A 19,741-nucleotide genomic window follows, 5' to 3' on the forward strand; every position below is an offset into this window, starting at 1 on the left:
AGGAGTGCGCGCACGCCGCTGACGCGGCGCAGGTCACTGACGACCAGGATCGCGAATCCGACAGTGGAGATGATGAGTATGAGCCGGTTTAGGCTGCGCGGGTTCACCGCGCGGTTGGTGGCCGTCGCCAGTGTGCTGACGGTTGCCGCGTCGGCACTACCGAACGCCGTGGCACAGTCCAGTTCGGACCAGCGGAGCGCGCTGGCCGGCGCGGCCGGACCCGACCTGGTCGCCGCACGGCCGGGAGCGTCGGGCACCGCCACCCCGGTCGCCGCGCCGGGCACCGCCACCGGGGCGGCCGGGCAGGCGGTGACCACCCGGTCGACGACGACCATGGTGACCGGCCACCGGGTGCGTCTGGAGACGACCCCGGGCAGCCCGCCGGCGGTGACCGTCCTGCCCTCCGGGGCCGACAAGGGGAAGAAGCCGGAGCAGGCGGCGTTCACCCAGCTCCAGCTGGGCGGCGACACCTATGTCGTGCCGAACGTCGCCATCCCCTACCTGTCCACGATCGACATTCGCCTGTTCAACCTGAGCTACCTGGCCCGCGCCGGGCTCGACGACGAGCACAGCGCGACCCTGCCGGTGTCGGTCACCTACAGCCGGCCAACGGCCACCACCCTGCCCGGGGTGACGGCCACCGCGCCGGCCGGTGGGAAGGCCAGCGCCGGGATCGACAAGGGGCAGGCGAGCCAGCTCGGCGAACTGCTCACGACCCAGTGGCAGCGGGCCGAGAAGTCCGGTGCCCCCGCCGGGAAACTCGACGGCATCGCCCGCATCGAGCTGGCGAGGTCCGGTGCGGAGAAGCTGCCGGTGGCACCGGCCATGCTCGGCTCGGCACCGGCCTCGGGGGAGGCCGCTGGTCCCGCCTACCGCACGCTGACGCTCAACCCGATCACCCGCAACGGCGAACCGGGCCACGCCATCGGTTTCGTGCAGAACGTCGACGACCTCGGCCTGAGTCCCAACGGCGTGGAGCTGGGCTTCGTCCTCGTCGGTGACGGCTACCCGAACACCTTCAGCGTGCCGACCGGCACCTACAGCATCACCACCACCGTCGTGGACGGCCCGATCGGCGACTACAGCGTGCCGTCGGCGTTCGTCGCCGAGCCTGAGGTCAGCGTCACCGCCGACACCACCGTCGACCTCGACGCCCGCAAGGCGGTCCCGTTCGAGACGACGCTGGAGGCGCCGCTGGAGACGCCCGAGTACCGCCAGGACATGATGACCTTCACCCGCACCAGCGAGCGGGGCGGCGACCGCCGGGTGCAGGCGACCAACGGCAGCCTGCTGTCGATGATCTTCATGCGGATGTGGTCGTTCCCCGGCGACGACTTCAACGACAACGATGTCCTGTCCGCCACCCCCACCCGGCCGGTGACCAAGGGCAGCTTCGACTTCGCCGGTCTCACCCAGTACGCCCAGGACCCCACCGACACCGCCGCGCCGATGCGGCCCTCCTACCGGCTCGCCTTCCCCACCGAGGGGCGGATCCCCGACTCGCTGACCAACTCCGTCGGCCAGTCGGACCTGACCACCGTGCGCACCACGATCTACTCCGACAAGCCGGTGCCCAACCACTTCGTCGACCTCTATCTGCCGTGGAGCGTCCACACCCTCGGTGTCGAGGCGCCGGTGGTACACCCGGGTGAGCACGTCGACCACTGGTACAGCAGCGCACCCGAACTCACGCTCTGGCAGGAGGCCGTCACCCGCGAGGAGGCGACCGACCCGGAACCGCGGTACATCCGGATCTACGGCCCGCGCCGGTCGGTCCGGCCCGGCGAACAGATCAGCCAGGAGTGGCACAAGGGTCCGCTGGTCCCGTCCCCGATCGCGCCGTACCTGTACGAGAACGGCTTCTCGATCAGCCTCGTCGGCGGCAACCCCACGGACCTTCCGATGGACAGCCCGACGGCCACCGTGTGCACGGCCTGCCGCCAGGACAACAACGGCATGGTCTACATCAGACCCTTCAGCGACTCCGACCCACGGCACGCCAGCCGCACGGCCGAGGACCGCACTTCGGCGCTGTCGTTCTACCGCAACGGAAAGCTGGCCATCAACCGGGCCGCGGCCGCGCCGGGCCACACCTATGTCGCCCCCGACGGTCTGGCCCTGCCGCTGCTGGCCGAGGCCGCGACCTACCGGCTGGACTGGACCTCGACCGAGCACCGCGACCCGGCGATCTCCACCACCACCCGGTGGACCTTCCGCTCCGGCGGTGACGACCCGGCCGCCGACCTCCCGAAGGACATGTTCTGCGGGCCGGACACCAGCCGGGACTGTTCGCTGCTTCCGTTGCTGTTCCTCAACTACGACCTCGACCTGACCCCCGCGCTGACCGCGCCGGCCGGGTCGCCGTTCGAGGTGGCGTTGCGGGTCAGCGCCCAGCAGGCCGCCCCGGCCCCGACCGGTGTGTCGGCCACGGTGTCGGTGTCCTACGACGACGGCGCGACGTGGACCGACCCGCGACCGGCGACCGGCCGCGCCGACGGCACGTTCGCCCTGCCCGTCCAGCACCCGCCGCTCGGTGAGACCAGCGGGTTCGTCTCGCTGCGGGTCAACGCCCGGGACGCCGCCGGAAACTCTGTCGAACAGGAGCTCATCCATGCGTACGCGCTTCACGGGTAGGCGGGCCGCCGTCGCCGTGGCGGCCCTGGCGGTACTCGCCGTGGTCGGCTCGGCGCAGGCCCAGCCGACCAGACCGGTGGCCGACACCACCGCCGCCACCACCGCCACGCCACGGGCGATCGACCCGGTGTGCGCACCGGACACGCGGGCGGCCTGCCTGCTGTCGGTCGCCGCCGCCCCCGACGGCAGCCCCCTGGACCGCACCGCCCAGGCGGCGCAGGACCTGCGCCCCTACACCGCCGCCGATCTGCAGCAGGCGTACCAGCTGCCCTCGGAGCGGCTGGGCGGGCGGCAGACGATCGCCGTCGTGGCCGCCTACGACAACCCGTACGCCGAGCAGGACCTGGCGGTCTACCGCGAGGCGAACCAGCTCCCGGCGTGCACCGAGGCCTTCCCGTGTTTCCGGCGGGTCAACCAGCGCGGCGGCGACGAGCCCCCGCCCGGCGACACGAGCTGGGGCCTGAGCATCAACGCCGGGTTGCAGACCGCGTCGGCGGCCTGCCCCAACTGCCGGCTGCTGCTCGTCGGTGCCGACAGCGCCGACTTCGGTGACCTCGGCGCGGCCGTCGACCAGGCCGCCGCCCAGGGCGCCGACGTGATCGTGGCGATGTTCGGCGCCCGGGAGTACGCGGGCGAGATGGACCTGGCCGCGCACTACGACCACCCCGGTGCGGTGATCACCGCGCCGGCCGGGGACGCCGGGTTCGGACTGGGCAACACCGGGGCGCAGTCGGTTCCCGCGGCCTACGGCACGGTGATCGCGGTCGGCGGCACGTCCCTCTACCGCGACACCAACGCCCGTGGCTGGGGCGAGATGGCGATGCCGACCACGGGGTCGGGCTGTTCGGTGTACGTGCCCCGGCCGTCCTCGCAGGCCAAGGGGCTGTGCGGGGACAAGCGCACGGTCACCGACGTCGCCGCGGTCGCGAACATCGACACCCCGGTGGCGCTCTACTCCAGCTACGGCTATCCCGGCTGGCTCGCGGTCGGCGGCACGCCGATCGCCGCGGCGCTGGTCGGCGGGGTCTACGCGCTGGCCAGCAACACCGACTCGCCCGAGCCGCGCCAGCGGCTGGCCCGCCAGTCCCGCCACCTCAACGACGTCACCGACGGCACGAACGGCCAGTGCGGCGGCAGCTACCTGTGCACCGCCGGGCGCGGGTACGACGGGCCCTCCGGCTACGGCACCCCCCTCGGCATCGGCGCGTTCTAGGAGAAACTCATGCGTACCAAGACATTGGTGGCCGCGCTGGCGGTCGGGGCGCTGGTCGTCCCGCTCACCAGCGCGATGTCGGCGCCGGCCGCGGCGCCGCAGGCCAGACCCTGTACGGCCCAGTGGCAGTTGGTGCCGCTTCCGGAGCAGGCGCCCGGCGTCGTCGAGGGGCAGACGGTCAGTGCCATCTCCCCCCGCGACGTCCGGATCGCCGGCACGGCCAGCACCGGCAGCGCTTGGACGATGCGGTGGGACGGGCGCGCGGTCACGGAAACGGCCGCCCCACCGCAGGGCCCGCTGCGCACCATCGACGGGATGCGGACCTCCTCGTCCTACGCGTCGCCGGACGAGGGCTGGCTGCTGCTCAACTACCCGACCCGGCTCACCGGCGGTATCGACACGGTGGCCCACTGGCAGAACGGCCGGTGGACACAGACACCGACGGCCGTGCCGGACGACCCGGTGGCCGACCTGGAGATCGACCTGCTCTCGGTGGTGTCGCTGGCCGCCGACGACGCCTGGGCGGTCGGCACCCGCTCCGACGCGGACGGCTTCCCGCTGGGACTGATCGAACACTGGAACGGTTCCGAGTGGACGATCGTCGACCACCCTGAGTCGACCGCGCGGGGCACGGCGCTCCACGACGTGACCGCGGTGTCCCCGACCGACATCTGGGCGGTCGGCGAGGTCAGCCCGGAGACCGGGAGCTGGACCGACGCCCGTCCGCTGGTGATGCACTACGACGGCACGTCCTGGACGACGATCCCCACCCCGGAGGTTCCGAAGGAGCAGCGCCCGGCGCAGCTGAGGTCGGTGAGCGTCACCGACGACGGCCAGGTCTGGGCGGTCGGTCTGCGCAACGCGGCCGAGGGCGTGTTCGGCACACCGCTGATCATGCGCTACGACGGATCCGCGTGGCAGCAGCTGCCGGATCCGGGCGTCGGCACGCGGATCAACGTGGTCGGCGTGTACGCGGCGGCCAAGGACGACGCATGGGTGGTCGCGACCGACGGCTCGCCGAACGCGCTGCTGCACTGGGACGGCACCAGCTGGCAGCGGGCGGAGTGGCCCGGCCCCAAGCTGTACCGGCAGCGCTACATCGCCACCGACATCGACGGCACCGGCCCGAACGACATCTGGGTGAGCGCCTCGGTCCAGCGCATGGACGGCGCTGGTGAGGGGCTGGTCCCGGTCACCGTGACCCCCCAGGTCGCCCATCTGAGCTGCGGGAAGAAGTGATGACCGTGCGCAAACGTTTACCAGTGGCCCTGCTGGCGACCACCGGGTTGCTGATGGGTGTCCTCGCCCCGACCCTGGCGGCGGCCGCGCCCCCGGCTCCCCCGCCTGGGGCGGGCAAGATCGCGCCGACGCTGGCCGCCGGCCTCGACCAGCAGGACACCCAGGACTTCTGGGTGCACTTCACCGAGCGGGCCGACAACTCGGCCGCGCGCGACATCCAGGACTGGGGTGAGCGCGGCCGGTACGTCCACACCAGACTGACCGCGACGGCCGAGAGGTCCCAGGCCGCCGTGCGCGCCCAACTCGACGAGCGCGGCGTGGACTACCGGGCGCACTGGATCGTCAACGCGATCCTGGTCGAGGACGGCACCGCCGAGCTGGCACGGACGCTGGCGGCGAACACGGCCGTGCGCCAGCTGATCCCCACCCGGACCTACCAGACGCCGGACCCGATCGCCGGCACGGCCGTGGCCGAGGTGGACGACGTCGAGTGGGGCGTGGCGAACATCAACGCCGACGACGTGTGGGAGCAGTACGGGGTGACCGGCGACGGGATCACCGTGGCGAGCATCGACACCGGCGCCCAGTACGACCACCCGGCGCTGGTCGCCCAGTACCGGGGCAACACGGGCAACGGCACGTTCGACCACAACTACAACTGGTACGACGCCGCCAACGCCTGCGAGGGCGACGCGCCGTGCGACAACGACGGGCACGGCACGCACACCACCGGCACGATGGTCGGCGGCGACGGCGCCACCAACAAGATCGGTGTCGCGCCGGGCGCACGGTGGATCGAGGCCAACGGCTGCTGCCCGAGCGACGCGGCGATCGTCGCCTCGGGCGAGTGGTTCCTCGCGCCCCGCGACCTGACCGACGCCCCGGAGACGGCGGACCCGGCGAAACGCCCGCACGTCATCAACAACTCGTGGGGCTCGGGTTCGCCGACCGACTCCCCGTTCATGCCGGAGGTCCTCCAGGCGTGGACCGACGCCGGGATGTTCGGGGTGTTCGCCAACGGCAACAACGGGCCGTCCTGCCGCACCAGCGGCAGCCCCGGCAGCCAGACCAGCGAGTACTCGGTCGGCTCCTACGACGTGGCCAACCAGATCTCGAGCTTCTCGTCGCGGGGCGCGGGGCAGAACGGCACGATCAAGCCGAACATCTCCGCGCCGGGCTCCGACGTCCGGTCCGCGTGGCCGGGCGGGACGTACAACACGATCTCCGGCACGTCGATGGCCACGCCGCACGTGGCCGGCGCGGTGGCCCTGTTGTGGTCGGCCTACCCGGACATGATCGGTGACGTCGACGGGACCCGCCTGCTGCTCAACATCACGGCCATCAACACCTACGACGGCCAGTGCGGCGGGGACGAGGAGTACAACAACGTCTTCGGCGAGGGCCGCCTGGACGCGCTGGCGCTGGTCACCGCCGGGGCGACCGGAACGTCCCGGTTGGAGGGTGTGGTCCGCGACGAGGCCGGCGAGCCGATGGCCGGCGTCGCGGTGCGGGCCGAGGGCCCGGTGGCCAGGTCGGCCAGGACCCGCGCCGACGGTACTTTTTCCTTCCAGCTGGTGGCTGGTTCCTACGACATGACGGTGACCGGTCCGTTCGGCTACGGCAGCGACGCGCGGACGGTGACCGTCGCCCGCGACACGACCTTCCGCCACGACGTCACGCTGACGCCGTCGGAGCGGGTCGCGGTGTCCGGTGTGGTGCGTGACGGCTCCGGTCAGGGCTGGCCGCTGGGCGCGGAGGTGGTGGTGACCCACGAGTCCGGCTTCCGGGCAGCGGCGACCAGCGACCAGGAGACCGGCGCGTACCGGCTCGCGGTGGTCCCCGGCGCCACGTACACGATGACGGTCGCCACCGGGACGCCCGGCTACGAGCCGTACCGGGCCACGATCACGGTCGACACCGAGGATCTGGTGCGGGACGTGGACCTGTCCGTGTCGTTCGCCTGCACCGCGCCGGGCTACGAGGTGGAGCGGGACGGACAGTGGGAACGCTTCGACCGGGGCACGTCGTGGCGGGCCACCACGGTCGACCCGAGGTACCCGGGTTTCGACGGTCGCGTCGGCTGGGTGTTCAACGATCCCGGCAAGCGGACGAACAGGACCGGCGGGGCGGGTGGTTTCGCCATCGTCGACTCGGACCACCTCGGTGAGAAGCGGGTCCAGGACACGTACCTGACCTCGCCGTCGTTCAACCTGACCGGCCGGCAGGACGCGGCCGTCGAGTTCGGCACCGACCTGCGCCCGGCCGTGAACTCGGACGCGTCGGTCGACCTGAGCACCGACGGCGGCCGGACGTGGACGACGGTGTGGCAGCGCACCGGCTTCCCCGGCGCGGACGGCCCGGGTTCCCAGGCCGTCCGCCTTCCCGACGCCGCCGGCAAACGCGACGTGCGTCTGCGTTTCCACTATGAGGGCCAGTGGTCGGGCTGGTGGGCGGTGGACGACGTGTTCGTCGGCAACCGCACCTGCACCCCGGTGAGCTGAGGTCCTGACCCACGCCCAGGCCGCCCCCGCCGCGCGCGCGGGGGCGGCCTGGTCCATTGACACGATCGGGCGGAATTCTCATTTCGTCCGGCGCGACCATGCTCAGCAACGGTTACGGCCACCACCAGCCCCACGGCCCACGGTCGCGCGGCGATCGCCATGGCGGTGCCCCGATGATCCCGGGCCGGCTCTCCGACGCGGCGACGGGCCCGTTGGCGACCAGACACCCCGCGAACACCACCGCCATGACCACGACCACCCGACCGACCCGGACCCGTCCAGAGCCATGGAACTCATCGTGCCCAGCCCAGCCGCCCCCGCCTGTCGACGAGCACCCGTGCTCCGGCGACCGTTCAGCGCGGCCGGCTGTGGTTGGTCAGGCCGAACTGCCAGACGTCGAGGTAGCCGGCGCGGAAGCCGGCCTCGCAGTAGGCGAGGTAGAACTCCCACATCCGGCCGAACACGTCGTCGAGTCCGGGTAGGTTCTCGCGGTTGGTGAGGAACCGGCGGCGCCAGTGGTTCAGGGTGCGGACGTAGTGCTGGCCGAGGCCGATCCGTTCGGTCACCGCCAGGCCGGCGGACGCGGCGTTGCGTTCGACGGCCGGCACCGAGAGCAGTTGCCCGCCGGGGAAGACGTACCGGTGGATCCAGGTGTGGGTGCCGAGGGTGGCCAGCATCCGGTCGTGCGGCATGGTGATCGCCTGCAGGGCTGCCCGGCCGCCGGGCACCAGCAGCCGCCCGATGGTGGCGAAGTACTCCGGCCAGTACTCGTCGCCGACGGCCTCGATCATCTCCACCGACACCACGGCGTCGTAGTGCCCGCTCGCGTCCCGGTAGTCGCGCGACAGCACGGTGATCCGCTCGTCCAGCCCGGCGTCGGCGATTCGGCGGCGGGCCGACTCGTACTGTTCGGTCGAGATGGTCAGCGTCGTGACGTGCGCGCCGCGCCGGGCCGCCCGGATCGCCAGGGAGCCCCAGCCGGTGCCGATCTCCAGCAGCCGCGTCCCCGCGCCGACGCCGGCGAGGTCGAGGATGCCGTCGATCTTGCGCTGTTGCGCGGCGTACAGGTCGTCCGAGCCCGGCGCGAACCACGCGCAGGAGTAGGTCATCGACTCGTCGAGGAAGGCCGCGAACAGGTCGTGGGACAGGTCGTAGTGGCGGTGGATGTTGCGGCGCGCGCCGACGACCGTGTTGCGTTCGTCGTCCGGGCGGGCGGCGTCGACCCAGCGCCGCAGCGACCGTAGCGGCGCCGGCACGAGCACGGCGACCCGCTCGGCGAACGGTGTGAGCAGGCCGGCCGGGTCGGTGGAGGTCCAGTCGCCGGCCATGTAGGACTCACCGAAGCCGATCGTGGCGCCCTCGCCGAGGCGGTGGAAGAACGTGGCGGGCCGCACCAGCCGCATCACCGGGGAGCCCGCGCCGCCGGCGCCGAGCCGCTCCCCGCTCGGGAACACCACGCGCACCGGCATCGCGCGCACCGCGTGCCGGAACAGCCGCTCGGCGAGCCAGGACCGCACGGCGTCCGGCCGGGGCAGCGCCAGGCCGGGCCAGCGGTCGGCGACCGGCGCCACGGTCGCGTCGTCTCGGAGGTGGACGGTCGTCATCGGGTTTCCTCGGGGTCGAAGGCGGGTGGCGTGCGCGGTGCCCGGCGCAGCCACAGCGCGATGCCGTGGCGGCGGATCAGCGCGCTGGTCAGCAGCGTGACCAGCGGGCGGTGCAGCACCGCCAGAAGCAGCGTGGCGCGGGTGGCCGGCGTCCGGGTGCCGCGCAGCGTCGCGACCAGCGGTGTGCCGCCCGGCCCGCGCAGCGCGATGCTCAGCGAGAGCCGCTCGTCCGGTTCCGGCAGCCGCATCGCGTACTCGCCGTCCATCGGGAGGAACGGCGAGACGGGGAAGTCCTTGGCGGCGCTGGCCCGCCCGGCGTCGTCCGGGCGCAGCAGGTAGCGGTGCCGGCGCCCGTGGGTGTTGTGCACCTCGGCGACCACGCACGCCAGCGAGCCGTCCGGCCGGTGGCACCAGAACACCGACAGCGGGTTGAACACGTACCCGAGCACCCTGGCGTGGGCCAGCATCAGGACGCGTCCGCCGGCGAGGTCGACACCGCGCGCGGCGAGCCAGTCCTCCAGGTTCGCCCGGATCGTGCGCCGCGGGTTGCCCAGGTGGTCGCGGGCGTCGAACCCGGCCAGCGGGCGCAGCCACCACGGCAGCCGGGGCAGCCGGTCGAGGTCGACCAGCCACAGGTAGATCCGGTGCCGGAACGCGCGCGCGGGCGCCGCGTGCCGGACGTGGGTCAGCTCCCCGTGGTAGATGGCGGTCACCAGCGCACCCCGAACGCGGCGGCCGCGCGCACGCCGGCGGCGCAGCCGTCCTCGTGGAACCCCCAGCCGTGGTAGGCGCCGGCGAACGCGGTCCGCGCGGTGTTCAGTTCGGGCAGCCGGCGCTGCGCGGCGACCGACTCGGCGGTGTACACGGGGTGCTCGTAGGTCATCGTGGCGAGCACCGCCGAGGGCGGGATCCGGTCGGTGGCGTTGAGGGTGACCAGGTAGTCGCGCGGCTCGGACAGACCCATCAGCCGGTTGAGGTGGTAGGTCACCGTGACCGGACCGGCCTGCTCGCCGCAGGAGCGCTGGCGGTGGTTCCAGGACGCCCGCGCCCCGGCGCTGGCCGGCAGCTGCGTGGCGTCGGTGTGCAGCACGGTCTCGTTGCGGGAGTACCGGAAGGCGCCGAGCACCCGGCGTTCGGCCTCGGTCGGCGCGGCGAGCAGCCGCAGCGCCTGGTCGGGGTGGGTGGCGATGACGACCCGGTCGGCCCGGTGGGTGCCGCCGGTGTCGTCGTGGATCTCGACGCCGTCGGGGTGCCGGCGCACCGCGCGCACCGGGGTCGCGACGTGCACGGCGGCGAGGTTCTTCGCGATCCGGTCCACGTACGCGCGGGAGCCGCCGACGACGGTGCGCCAGCGCGGCGACCCGGTGACCGACAGCAGGCCGTGGTTGGCGAGGAAGGTGAACAGGTAGCGGGCCGGGTACTCCCGGCTCGTCCCGGCGCCGCACGACCAGACGGCCGAGACCACCGGCAGCGCGAAGTGCTGGACGAAGTAGTCGGAGAACCGGCCGACCGCGAGGAACCGGCCGAGGGTGAGGCCGGCGACCTCGTCGGCGTCCGCGCGCAGCACCTGGTGGGCGAGGCGGTGGAACCGGCGCACCTCGGTGAGCAGGCGCAGGTACCTCGGGCGCGCGAGGGTGCCCACCGTGGGGAACAGCCCGGCCGGCCCCTTGGCGCCGGCGAACTCCAGGCCGCAGCCGTCACAGCGCACGCTCATCGACATCTCGGTGTCCCGCGTGGCCACGCCCAGCTCGTCGAACAGCCGCCGGAGGGTGGGGTAGGTGCGCTCGTTGTGCACGATGAACCCGCTGTCCACCGCGACCAGCCGGTCGTCGCCGGTCGGCACGTCGTGGGTGTGGGCGTGCCCGCCGAGCCGGGGCTCGGCCTCGAACAGCAGCACCTCGTGGTGCCGCCGCAGCAGGTGCGCGGCGGTGAGGCCGGCGACGCCGGCACCGATCACCGCCACTCGCTCGTGGTTGGCCATGCCCGGTGTTCGGCACCGGCCACCGGTGCGGATTGCCCCCATCCGCACCGGCCGTGGCTCCGAACTGGAAGAGGACGACAGGAGTGCGGATGGCTGGTGTGGCGGGACGTCTGGTGGACGTGGCGGAGCGGCTGCTCGGCGGGCCGTTCCCGGTCGGTGTGCGGGCCTGGGACGGCAGCCGGGCCGGGCCGACGGAGGGGCCGTGCGTGGTGCTGCGGTCGCGGCGCGCGCTGCGCCACCTGCTGTGGCGGCCGGGTGAGCTGGGCCTGGCCCGCGCGTACGTCACCGGCGACCTGGACGTCGACGGTGATCTCGCCGAGGGGTTGAGCCGGTTCTGGCGGCTTGACCGGTCGCGGCCGGGCGTCGCCGACTGGGGCGAGATCGTGCGTGTCGCCGTACGCGTCGGGGCGCTCGGGCCGCGCCCGAGGCCGCCCGCCGCGGAGGCCCGGCTGACCGGGCGCCCGCACACCCGGCGCCGTGACCGTGCCGCGATCGCCCACCACTACGACCTGTCCAACGACTTCTACCGGCTGCTGCTCGACGAGCACCTCGCCTACTCGTGCGCGTACTGGACCAGCGAGGACCCCGGCTACACGCTGCACGACGCGCAGACCGACAAGCTGGAGCTGATCTGCGCCAAGCTCGGCCTGCGCCCCGGCCAGCGGCTGCTCGACGTGGGCTGCGGCTGGGGCTCGCTGCTGCTGTACGCGGCCAGGCACCACGGCGTGCACGCCACCGGCGTCACGCTCTCCCGCCAGCAGTACGACCTCGTCCGGGAGCGGGTCGCCGCCGAGGGCCTGGCGGGGAGGGTCCGGGTCCGTCACGGCGACTACCGCGAGCTCACCGACCGGCCGTTCGACGCGGTGGCGTCGGTCGAGATGGGCGAGCACGTCGGCGAGGCCAACTACCCCACGTACGCGGCGACGCTGCACCGGCTGCTGGAGCCGGGTGGGCGGCTGCTGCTCCAGCAGATGTCCCGAGGTGTGACGGCTCCCGGCGGCGGGGCGTTCATCGAGACCTACATCGCCCCGGACATGACGATGCGCCCGGTCGGCGGCACGCTCGATCACCTGGGGCGGGCGGGGTTCGAGATCCGCGACGTCGAGGCGCTGCGCGAGCACTACGTGCGCACCATCCGCGCCTGGCTGTCCACCGTGGAGCGCCGGTGGCCGGAGCTGGTCGAGCTGGTCGGCCGGGAGCAGGCGCGGATCTGGCGGCTGTACCTGGCCGGTGGCGCGCTGGCGTTCGAGGAGAACCGGATGGGGGTCGACCAGATCGTCGCGGTGCGCCCCACCGGCGCCGGGCGCAGCGGGATGCCGGTGGTCCGCGCGGGGGTGTCATGCCCGCCCAGCTGACCAACGTCCTGGTCACCGTGGGCGTGGTGGCCGTGTTCCTGGCCGCGGTGTTCGCCGTGTCGGTGCGCCGCGACCGGCACGACCTGATCGACGTCGCGTGGGGCGTGGGGTTCGCGCTGGTCGCGGTGACCACGTTCGTGCTGTCCGCCGGGCACGGCGACGCCCCGACCCGGGTGCTGCTCACCTCGCTCACCGTCGTGTGGGGCGTGCGCCTCGCCGTCCACATCGGCCTGCGCAACCGGGGCCGGCCGGAGGACCGCCGCTACGTCGAGATCCGCTCGCGGGCCCGCGGCAACCCCGACCGGCACCTGGCGCGGGTCGTGTACCTGCCCCAGGGCGCGGTCATGCTGCTGGTGTCGCTGCCGGTGCAGTTCGGCCAGTACGGCCCTGGCGCGCCCGGGTGGCTGCTGGCGCTCGGGGGCGCGGTGTGGCTGGTCGGCTTCACCGTCGAAACCGTCGGCGACCTGCAACTGCGGAGGTTCGCGGCGGACCCGGCCAACCGGGGCCGCGTGCTGGACAGTGGCCTGTGGCGCTACACCCGCCACCCCAACTACTTCGGCGACGCCGCCGTGTGGTGGGGCCTGTACCTGCTGGCCTGCGGCACCTGGCCGGGGGCGGCGACGCTGCCCGCGCCGGTCGTGATGACCTTCGTGCTGGCGAGGGGCACCGGCAAGCCGCTGACCGAGCGGCACCTGTCCAGGTCCCGCCCCGGCTACGCCGACTACGTCCGGCGCACCAGCGGGTTCGTCCCGCTGCCGCCCCGCCGGGGGTGACCGGTGACAGCCCGCGTGGGCACAGCAGGGATCGAACCTGCGACCGCTCGGGTGTAAGCCGAGTGCTCTTCCGCTGAGCTATGTGCCCTCACCCGGCGCCCCGGTCACGGGGAGCGCCGGTGACGATCATGCCGTGAGGCTGGCCACCGCCTTCTTCCAGGCGTCCTGGTCGCGGGCCTCACCCGGCTGGTTGATCTCGACGAACCGGACCACGCCGGTCTTGTCGATGAGGAACGTGCCACGGTTGGCCATTCCCCCACCCTCATTGAACACGCCGTAGGCCTTGGCGACCTCGCCGTGCGGCCAGAAGTCCGACAGCAGCGGGAACTCGTAGCCCTGCTCGTCGGCCCACACCTTCAGGCTGAACGGGGTGTCCACGGACACGCCGAGCACCTGGACCTCCGCCGAGGAGTACGTCGCCAGCTCGTCGCGGAGCTGGCACAGTTCGCCCTTGCAGATGCCGCTGAACGCGAAGGGGTAGAAAACCACCAACACGTTCTTCGACCCCTGGAAGGACGACAGTGACACGTCCTGCCTGTTGCCGTCCTTGAGGGTGAACTCCGGAGCCTTCGAACCGACCTCGACCGCCATGCGGGTTTCCTCCTGCTGATCCGCCGTCCGCGTGCCCGGCAAGCCTAGGCCACGCGAACGGGCGGCTCTCAGCGCTTGGACTTCACCGACTTGGGTGACACCAACCTGGTGCCCGACCAGTCGGCCCCGACGGCGACGTTCGACGTCTGTGCCAGCCCTGCGGTCGGCACCGCCTCGGCGATCTCACTTGGCTCGACGTGGCCGTCCCGACCCGTCTTGGGTGTCAGAACCCAGATCACACCCTCGTCGGCGAGCGGCGTGATGGCGTCCATGAGTGCGTCGACCAGGTCGCCGTCCTCCTCACGCCACCACAGCAGGACGACGTCGACCACGTCGTCGGCGTCCTCGTCGAGGAGGTCGCCTCCGATGCGCTCCTCGACGTCGGCGCGCACGCCGTCGTCAACGTCCTCGTCCCACCCGATCTCCTGGACGACCATGCCAGGCTCGATCCCGAGCCTCTCGGCGACACCGGCCTTGCCAGCGTCTCCCGCGGCGACCACGGCTTTCACTCCTCCTCGACGCCATCGCGGCGGCCGGTCGGCCGCCGCGCAACGGTATTGGGATAGCGAACACTGAGCGTGCCCACCTGCGCAACCACCCACGCCGGGTTTCCCGCTTCACTCCACTGGGGAACCACCCCCCGAAGACTGCCTTACTCACCAGTAATGATGACGTGAGCGGTCATCGAGACGACGATGGCAAAGTAGGGGTCGAGACAGGACAGGAACGGCCCTACCAGCGCGGCACTGGAGATCCCTTGGCTACGCAGAACAGCGGAAACGGCAGGACGCCCGAGCGTGTGCGGGTGATTCGGGACGGGCTCGCCGCCCACCTCCCGGACATCGACCCGGACGAGACCGCCGAGTGGCTCGAGTCGTTCGACGCGATGCTCTCCTCCGGCGGCCAGCAGCGAGCTCGCTACCTGATGCTCCGCCTGCTCGAACGCGCCAGGGAGAGCCGCGTCGGGGTACCCGCGCTCACCAGCACCGACTACGTGAACTCGATCGCCACCGACCGTGAGCCGTGGTTCCCCGGTGACGAGGAGGTGGAGCGCCGCTACCGCGCGTGGATCCGGTGGAACGCGGCGATGACCGTGCACCGCGCCCAGCGTCCCGGCGTCGGCGTCGGCGGGCACATCTCGACCTACGCGTCGTCGGCGACGCTCTACGAGGTGGGCTTCAACTGGTTCTTCCGGGGCAAGGACCACCCCGGCGGCGGCGACCAGGTGTACTTCCAGGGGCACGCCTCCCCCGGCATGTACGCGCGCGCGTTCCTGGAGGGGCGGCTGTCGTCCCAGCAGCTCGACGGCTTCCGCCAGGAGCTGTCCCACGGCGGCCCGGGTGCCGGCCTGCCGTCCTACCCGCACCCCCGGCTGATGCCGGACTTCTGGGAGTACCCGACGGTGTCCATGGGCCTGGGCCCGATGAACGCCATCTACCAGGCGCGGTTCAACCGCTACCTGCACGACCGGGGCATCAAGCGGACCGACGACCAGCGCGTCTGGGCCTTCCTCGGTGACGGCGAGATGGACGAGCCGGAGTCACGCGGCCTGGTGCAGGTCGCGGCGAACGAGGGCCTGGACAACCTCACGTTCGTGATCAACTGCAACCTGCAGCGCCTGGACGGGCCGGTCCGCGGCAACGGCAAGATCATCCAGGAGCTGGAGGCGTTCTTCCGGGGCGCCGGCTGGAACGTGATCAAGGTCATCTGGGGCCGGGAGTGGGACACCCTGCTGCACGCCGACCGCGACGGCGCCCTGATCAACCTGATGAACACCACACCCGACGGCGACTACCAGACGTACAAGGCCAACGACGGCGCGTTCGTCCGCGAGCACTTCTTCGGCCGCGACCCCCGGACCAAGGAACTGGTCGCGCCGATGAACGACCAGGAGATCTGGAACCTCAAGCGCGGCGGCCACGACTACCGCAAGGTCTACGCGGCCTACCAGGCGGCCACCGAGCACCACGGCCAGCCGACGGTCATCCTCGCCAAGACGATCAAGGGTTACGGGCTCGGCCCGCACTTCGAGGGCCGCAACGCGACCCACCAGATGAAGAAGATGACCCTCGACGACCTCAAGATGTTCCGGGACACCCTGCGCATCCCCATCTCGGACGCCGAACTGGAGGCGAACCCGTACCTGCCGCCGTACTTCCACCCCGGTCCGGACGCGCCCGAGATCCAGTACCTGCTCGAACGCCGCCGCCAGCTCGGCGGGTTCCTGCCAGAACGCCGGGGCAAGGCCAAGTCGCTGGTCCTGCCGGGCGACAAGGTCTACGACGTGGTCCGCAAGGGTTCGGGCAAGCAGGAGGTCGCCACCACGATGGCGTTCGTCCGGCTGGTACGTGACCTGGCCAAGGACCCGGAGATCGGCCCGAGGCTGGTGCCGATCATCCCGGACGAGGCGCGCACGTTCGGCATGGACTCGATGTTCCCGACGCAGAAGATCTACAACCCGCACGGGCAGCTGTACACGTCCGTGGACGCGTCGCTGATGCTGAGCTACAAGGAGAGCGAGCAGGGCCAGATCCTGCACGAGGGCATCAACGAGGCCGGGTCGACGGCGTCGTTCACCGCCGCCGGGTCGTCCTACGCCACCCACGGCGAACCGATGATCCCGATCTACATCTTCTACTCGATGTTCGGCTTCCAACGCACCGGCGACGGCCTGTGGGCCGCGGCCGACCAGATGGCCCGAGGTTTCATCCTGGGCGCCACCGCGGGCCGCACCACCCTCACCGGCGAGGGCCTCCAGCACAACGACGGACACTCGCTGCTGCTCGCGGCGTCCAACCCCGCCGTCGTCGCCTACGACCCCGCCTGGTCGTTCGAGATCGCCCACATCGTCCGCGACGGCCTGCGCCGCATGTACGGGGACCAGGCCGAAGACGTGTTCTACTACCTGACCGTCTACAACGAGCCGTACGTCCAAGCCCCCGAACCAGCGAACCTGGACGTCGAGGGACTCCTGCGCGGCCTCTACCGCTACCAGGAGGCTCCGGAAGGAACGGGCCCACGCGCCCGCATCCTCACCGCCGGCGTGGCCATGCCGTGGGCGATCCGCGCGAGGGAGATGCTCGCCGAGGAATGGGGCGTCCGGGCCGAAGTCTGGTCCGCGACCTCATGGTCCGAACTCCGCCGCGACGCGGTGGAAACCGACCGCCACAACTTCCTCCACCCCGAAGCCGAACCGAGGCGCCCCTACGTCACCCGAGTGCTGTCCGAAGGCGCCGGCCCCGTCGTCGCCGCAACGGACTGGATGCGGGCCGTACCCGACCTCATCCGCCCCTGGGTCCCGACCGACATGCTCACCCTCGGCACCGACGGCTTCGGCTTCTCCGACACCCGACCGGCCGCCCGCCGCCACTTCCTGGTCGACGCCGAGTCGATCACCGTAGGCGTCCTGACAGCCCTCTCCAAGCGCGGCGAAGTGGAGAAATCCACCGTCGTGGAAGCAGCCCGCAAGTACCGAATCGACGACATCAACGCCGCCGGCCCCCAAACCTCCGACCCCGGCGTCGCCTGACTCTCAGTAGCCCCCCTGACCTGCGCTGATGAACCAACCGCACGATAGGGGGACACAGCTGGCGCCCCCTCCCCAACCCGTCCATAGTGGAACTACCGGTGGGGACCGGGGAGAGGGGCCGCCCGGCGGCGTGCGCACCGCCACGCCGGGCGGTCCCCGCATCCCTCCCCCCTGTTCGGTGCTGGCGCACCTTCCCTGGGGGATGCGGGGGTTGATTTTCTGGGGCCGAGCCCCAGACCCCACGGTGCGAGCTTCTGCTGAACCAGCGGGGTTCTTTTTGGGGGTTTACCAGCGCGGGTGTGGGTGTCGGGGTGTGGCGTTGGTCGGCGGGCACCGCCAGTCCACTCACTACTCGCTACCCGGCACCATCACCCGGCACCCCGCACCACCACCGCCACCCGCCACTCGCCACCACCACGCGCCACCCGGCACCGCCACCCGCCACTCGGCACCGCCACCCGCCACCAGGCACCGCCACTCGGCATCGGCGCTCGGCATCGGCGCTCGGCATCGGCACTGCCACCCGGCATCGGCATCGGCACCGGGCATCGGTTACCGAACCTTCGGTCACGGCCCGGCCTCCAACGGGCCGACACAGGCCAAACCCCCCACAACACCACTCCCGCCCACCCGGGTCTGGCGGTGGGCATCACGCAGGGCAGGGCGCAGCCCTGCCCTTAAGGCCCTGCCTCAGGGCGGCGGAGGCTCACGGGTCAAGAGGCCCACAGGTGAACACGAACCCAGACAAAGCCCAGCTCAGGGCCTCTTGAGGCGTGAGTGGCCGCCCGTAAAATCCACCGCCAGACCCGGGCAAGACAAACAAAACCCCCCACCACCCACACCCCAAGAACCCACAACCAAACCCCACGAACCCACAACCCCCACCCCAAGAACCCGCGACAAACACCCCAAGAACCCGCAACCCGCAACCCACACCCCAGGAACCCACAACCCCAAGAAACCCGCGACAGCAACCCCAAGAACCCACAACAACCCCAAGAACCCACGCCAGCCCAGGAACCCACGACAACCCGGAACGACGACATCCACGAGAACCCACCGACAGCGCCAACAGACCCGCGAACCACGCCCAAACCCAGGACAGAAAGCGTCGGACCCAGGCGCCTAGAGTCGGGAGTATGCAGGTCTCGGAAGCCACCCTGAACGCCCTGGAGCGCGCCTCGGGGAAGCTGGCCTCCGCTGCCCTCGCCTCGATGGACCAGCAGTTTCCCTGGTTCGGGCGGATGCCGGCCGACCAGCGGGCCAGTGTGCAGCTGATCGCGCAGACCGGGGCCGCCGGGTTCACGGCCTATCTCCGTGATCAGGGCGCGGCGATCCGGCTGACGACCGACGCGTTTCGGCAGGCGCCGCAGGAGTTGTCGCGGTGGATCAGTCTGCGGCAGACCGTCGAGCTGGTTCGGGTCGCGTTGCACGTCATCGAGCGGGAGGTGCCGGATCTCGCGGCCGACGACACGGAGCGTCTGGTGTTGACCGACGCCGTGTTGCGGTACGGGCGTGAGGTGGCGTTCACGGCGGCCATGTCCTACGCGTCGGCGGCCGAGACCCGGGGCGCCTGGGACGCGCGGCTGGAGGCGTCGGTCGTGGACGGGATCGTGCGGGGGGATGCCGAGGAGTCGCTGCTCAGCCGGGCCGCGGCGCTGGGGTGGGATCTGGACGCGCCGGCGACGGTGTTGGTGGGGAACTCGCCGTCGGATGATCCGCCGACGGTGATCTACGAGGTGCGTAGCCGGGCGGCGCGGGCCAACCGGTCGGTGTTGCTCGGTGTGCAGGGGTCGCGGCTGGTGGTGGTGCTCGCCGGGGTGACCGAGGAGCCCAGTGACGTGCTCACTCGCATGTCGGCGTCGTTCGGGGACGGGCCGGTGGTGGCGGGGCCGACGGTCGACAACATCGCCGACGCGCACCGCAGTTCGGCCGACGCGTTGTCCGGGTTGCGGGCGGTGGTGGCGTGGCCGACGGCGCCGCGCCCGGTGCGTTCGACCGATCTGCTGCCGGAGCGGGCGCTCGCCGGTGACCCGGAGGCCGAGTGGCAGCTGATCGACCAGATCGCCAAGCCGTTGGAGGACGCGGGCGGCCCGCTGTTGCAGACGGTCGAGACGTTCCTGGAGGCCGGCGGGGTGCTCGAAACCTGCGCTCGGCTACTGTTCGTCCACCCGAACACGGTGCGCTACCGCCTGCGCAAGGCCACCGAACTCACCGGGCGTAACGCCTCGGTACCTCGTGACGCGCTTGTGCTGAGGATCGCACTCGCTGTGGGAAGGTTGTCCAGATCGCGAGGACTGTGGTAGCGGAACACACAACGG

At 71.8% G+C, this 19,741-nt stretch carries 13 protein-coding genes and 1 tRNA gene; 8 read left to right on the top strand and 6 right to left on the bottom strand.

The genetic code is table 11. The features are described 5' to 3' along the window. The first annotated feature begins 78 nt into the window (after positions 1–78). Genes BLA60_RS22115 through BLA60_RS22130 form a run of 4 tightly spaced genes read left to right on the top strand, consistent with a single transcriptional unit; the run spans position 79 to position 7,587 of the window. Positions 79–2,634 carry a hypothetical protein gene (locus tag BLA60_RS22115; protein ID WP_154814513.1) on the top strand — a complete coding sequence of 852 codons (2,556 nt, stop codon included), beginning with the start codon at positions 79–81 and terminating at the stop codon, positions 2,632–2,634. After that, positions 2,612–3,847 carry a S8 family serine peptidase gene (locus BLA60_RS22120; protein WP_075134870.1) on the top strand — a complete coding sequence of 412 codons (1,236 nt, stop codon included), beginning with the start codon at positions 2,612–2,614 and terminating at the stop codon, positions 3,845–3,847. Before BLA60_RS22115 ends, BLA60_RS22120 begins: the two co-directional genes overlap by 23 nt. 9 nt (positions 3,848–3,856) lie before the next feature. Further along, entirely contained in the window at positions 3,857–5,086 is a 1,230-nt protein-coding gene (locus tag BLA60_RS22125) for a beta propeller repeat protein (RefSeq protein ID WP_154814514.1), read from the top strand. Between the two features lie 5 nt (positions 5,087–5,091). After that, positions 5,092–7,587 carry a S8 family serine peptidase gene (locus tag BLA60_RS22130; RefSeq protein WP_162292995.1) on the top strand — a complete coding sequence of 832 codons (2,496 nt, stop codon included), beginning with the start codon at positions 5,092–5,094 and terminating at the stop codon, positions 7,585–7,587. 353 nt (positions 7,588–7,940) lie between these two features. Here BLA60_RS22130 and BLA60_RS22135 read toward each other — a convergent pair whose 3' ends face one another. From BLA60_RS22135 to BLA60_RS22145, 3 genes are read right to left on the bottom strand one after another with little or no spacing between them, the layout of a single operon-like run. After that, positions 7,941–9,191 carry an SAM-dependent methyltransferase gene (locus BLA60_RS22135; RefSeq protein WP_075134873.1) on the bottom strand — a complete coding sequence of 417 codons (1,251 nt, stop codon included), beginning with the start codon at positions 9,189–9,191 and terminating at the stop codon, positions 7,941–7,943. Further along, on the bottom strand, positions 9,188–9,907 hold the full coding sequence (locus BLA60_RS22140) for a DUF1365 domain-containing protein (RefSeq protein ID WP_075135023.1): 720 nt from the start codon (positions 9,905–9,907) through the stop codon (positions 9,188–9,190). Before BLA60_RS22140 ends, BLA60_RS22135 begins: the two co-directional genes overlap by 4 nt. Beyond that, entirely contained in the window at positions 9,901–11,172 is a 1,272-nt protein-coding gene (locus BLA60_RS22145) for an NAD(P)/FAD-dependent oxidoreductase (protein WP_075134874.1), read from the bottom strand. The genes BLA60_RS22140 and BLA60_RS22145 overlap by 7 nt, the downstream gene beginning before the upstream one ends. Positions 11,173–11,261: 89 nt before the next feature. Between BLA60_RS22145 and BLA60_RS22150 the strand changes: the two genes are divergently transcribed. Continuing rightward, a complete protein-coding gene (locus tag BLA60_RS22150; protein ID WP_075134875.1) occupies positions 11,262–12,527 on the top strand; it encodes an SAM-dependent methyltransferase in 1,266 nt (421 codons plus the stop codon). Then, positions 12,512–13,300, top strand: coding sequence for a DUF1295 domain-containing protein (locus BLA60_RS22155; RefSeq protein WP_075134876.1), 789 nt, complete (start codon positions 12,512–12,514; stop codon positions 13,298–13,300). Before BLA60_RS22150 ends, BLA60_RS22155 begins: the two co-directional genes overlap by 16 nt. Before the next feature lie 16 nt (positions 13,301–13,316). Here the strand turns inward: BLA60_RS22155 and BLA60_RS22160 are convergent. From BLA60_RS22160 to BLA60_RS22170, 3 genes are all read right to left on the bottom strand, one after another. Further along, positions 13,317–13,388: transfer RNA gene (locus BLA60_RS22160), tRNA-Val, on the bottom strand. A gap of 38 nt (positions 13,389–13,426) precedes the next feature. After that, entirely contained in the window at positions 13,427–13,891 is a 465-nt protein-coding gene (locus BLA60_RS22165) for a peroxiredoxin (RefSeq protein ID WP_075134877.1), read from the bottom strand. A gap of 68 nt (positions 13,892–13,959) precedes the next feature. Continuing rightward, positions 13,960–14,391 (bottom strand): DUF3052 domain-containing protein, encoded by a 432-nt coding sequence (locus BLA60_RS22170; protein ID WP_075134878.1) that lies wholly within the window; start codon positions 14,389–14,391, stop codon positions 13,960–13,962. A 257-nt stretch (positions 14,392–14,648) separates the two neighbouring features. On the opposite strand from BLA60_RS22170, the gene aceE reads away from it, so the two are divergent. Further along, entirely contained in the window at positions 14,649–17,420 is a 2,772-nt protein-coding gene (gene aceE, locus BLA60_RS22175; RefSeq protein WP_075134879.1) for a pyruvate dehydrogenase (acetyl-transferring), homodimeric type, read from the top strand. 1,139 nt (positions 17,421–18,559) lie between these two features. Next, positions 18,560–19,726 carry a helix-turn-helix domain-containing protein gene (locus BLA60_RS22180; protein WP_075134880.1) on the top strand — a complete coding sequence of 389 codons (1,167 nt, stop codon included), beginning with the start codon at positions 18,560–18,562 and terminating at the stop codon, positions 19,724–19,726. Positions 19,727–19,741: the final 15 nt, after the last annotated feature.

The sequence above is a fragment of the Actinophytocola xinjiangensis genome (genome assembly GCF_001921215.1).
Taxonomy (GTDB): domain Bacteria; phylum Actinomycetota; class Actinomycetes; order Mycobacteriales; family Pseudonocardiaceae; genus Actinophytocola; species Actinophytocola xinjiangensis.

Excerpts from the sequence above, each read along its gene's own strand:
- BLA60_RS22145 (WP_075134874.1), bottom strand. The coding sequence starts at position 11,172 with ATGGCCAACCACGAGCGAGTGGCGGTGATCGGTGCCGGCGTCGCCGGC.
- BLA60_RS22150 (WP_075134875.1), top strand. The coding sequence starts at position 11,262 with ATGGCTGGTGTGGCGGGACGTCTGGTGGACGTGGCGGAGCGGCTGCTC.
- BLA60_RS22180 (WP_075134880.1), top strand. The coding sequence starts at position 18,560 with ATGCAGGTCTCGGAAGCCACCCTGAACGCCCTGGAGCGCGCCTCGGGG.
- BLA60_RS22125 (WP_154814514.1), top strand. The coding sequence starts at position 3,857 with ATGCGTACCAAGACATTGGTGGCCGCGCTGGCGGTCGGGGCGCTGGTC.
- BLA60_RS22135 (WP_075134873.1), bottom strand. The coding sequence starts at position 9,191 with ATGACGACCGTCCACCTCCGAGACGACGCGACCGTGGCGCCGGTCGCC.
- BLA60_RS22155 (WP_075134876.1), top strand. The coding sequence starts at position 12,512 with ATGCCCGCCCAGCTGACCAACGTCCTGGTCACCGTGGGCGTGGTGGCC.
- BLA60_RS22120 (WP_075134870.1), top strand. The coding sequence starts at position 2,612 with ATGCGTACGCGCTTCACGGGTAGGCGGGCCGCCGTCGCCGTGGCGGCC.
- BLA60_RS22165 (WP_075134877.1), bottom strand. The coding sequence starts at position 13,891 with ATGGCGGTCGAGGTCGGTTCGAAGGCTCCGGAGTTCACCCTCAAGGAC.
- BLA60_RS22115 (WP_154814513.1), top strand. The coding sequence starts at position 79 with ATGAGCCGGTTTAGGCTGCGCGGGTTCACCGCGCGGTTGGTGGCCGTC.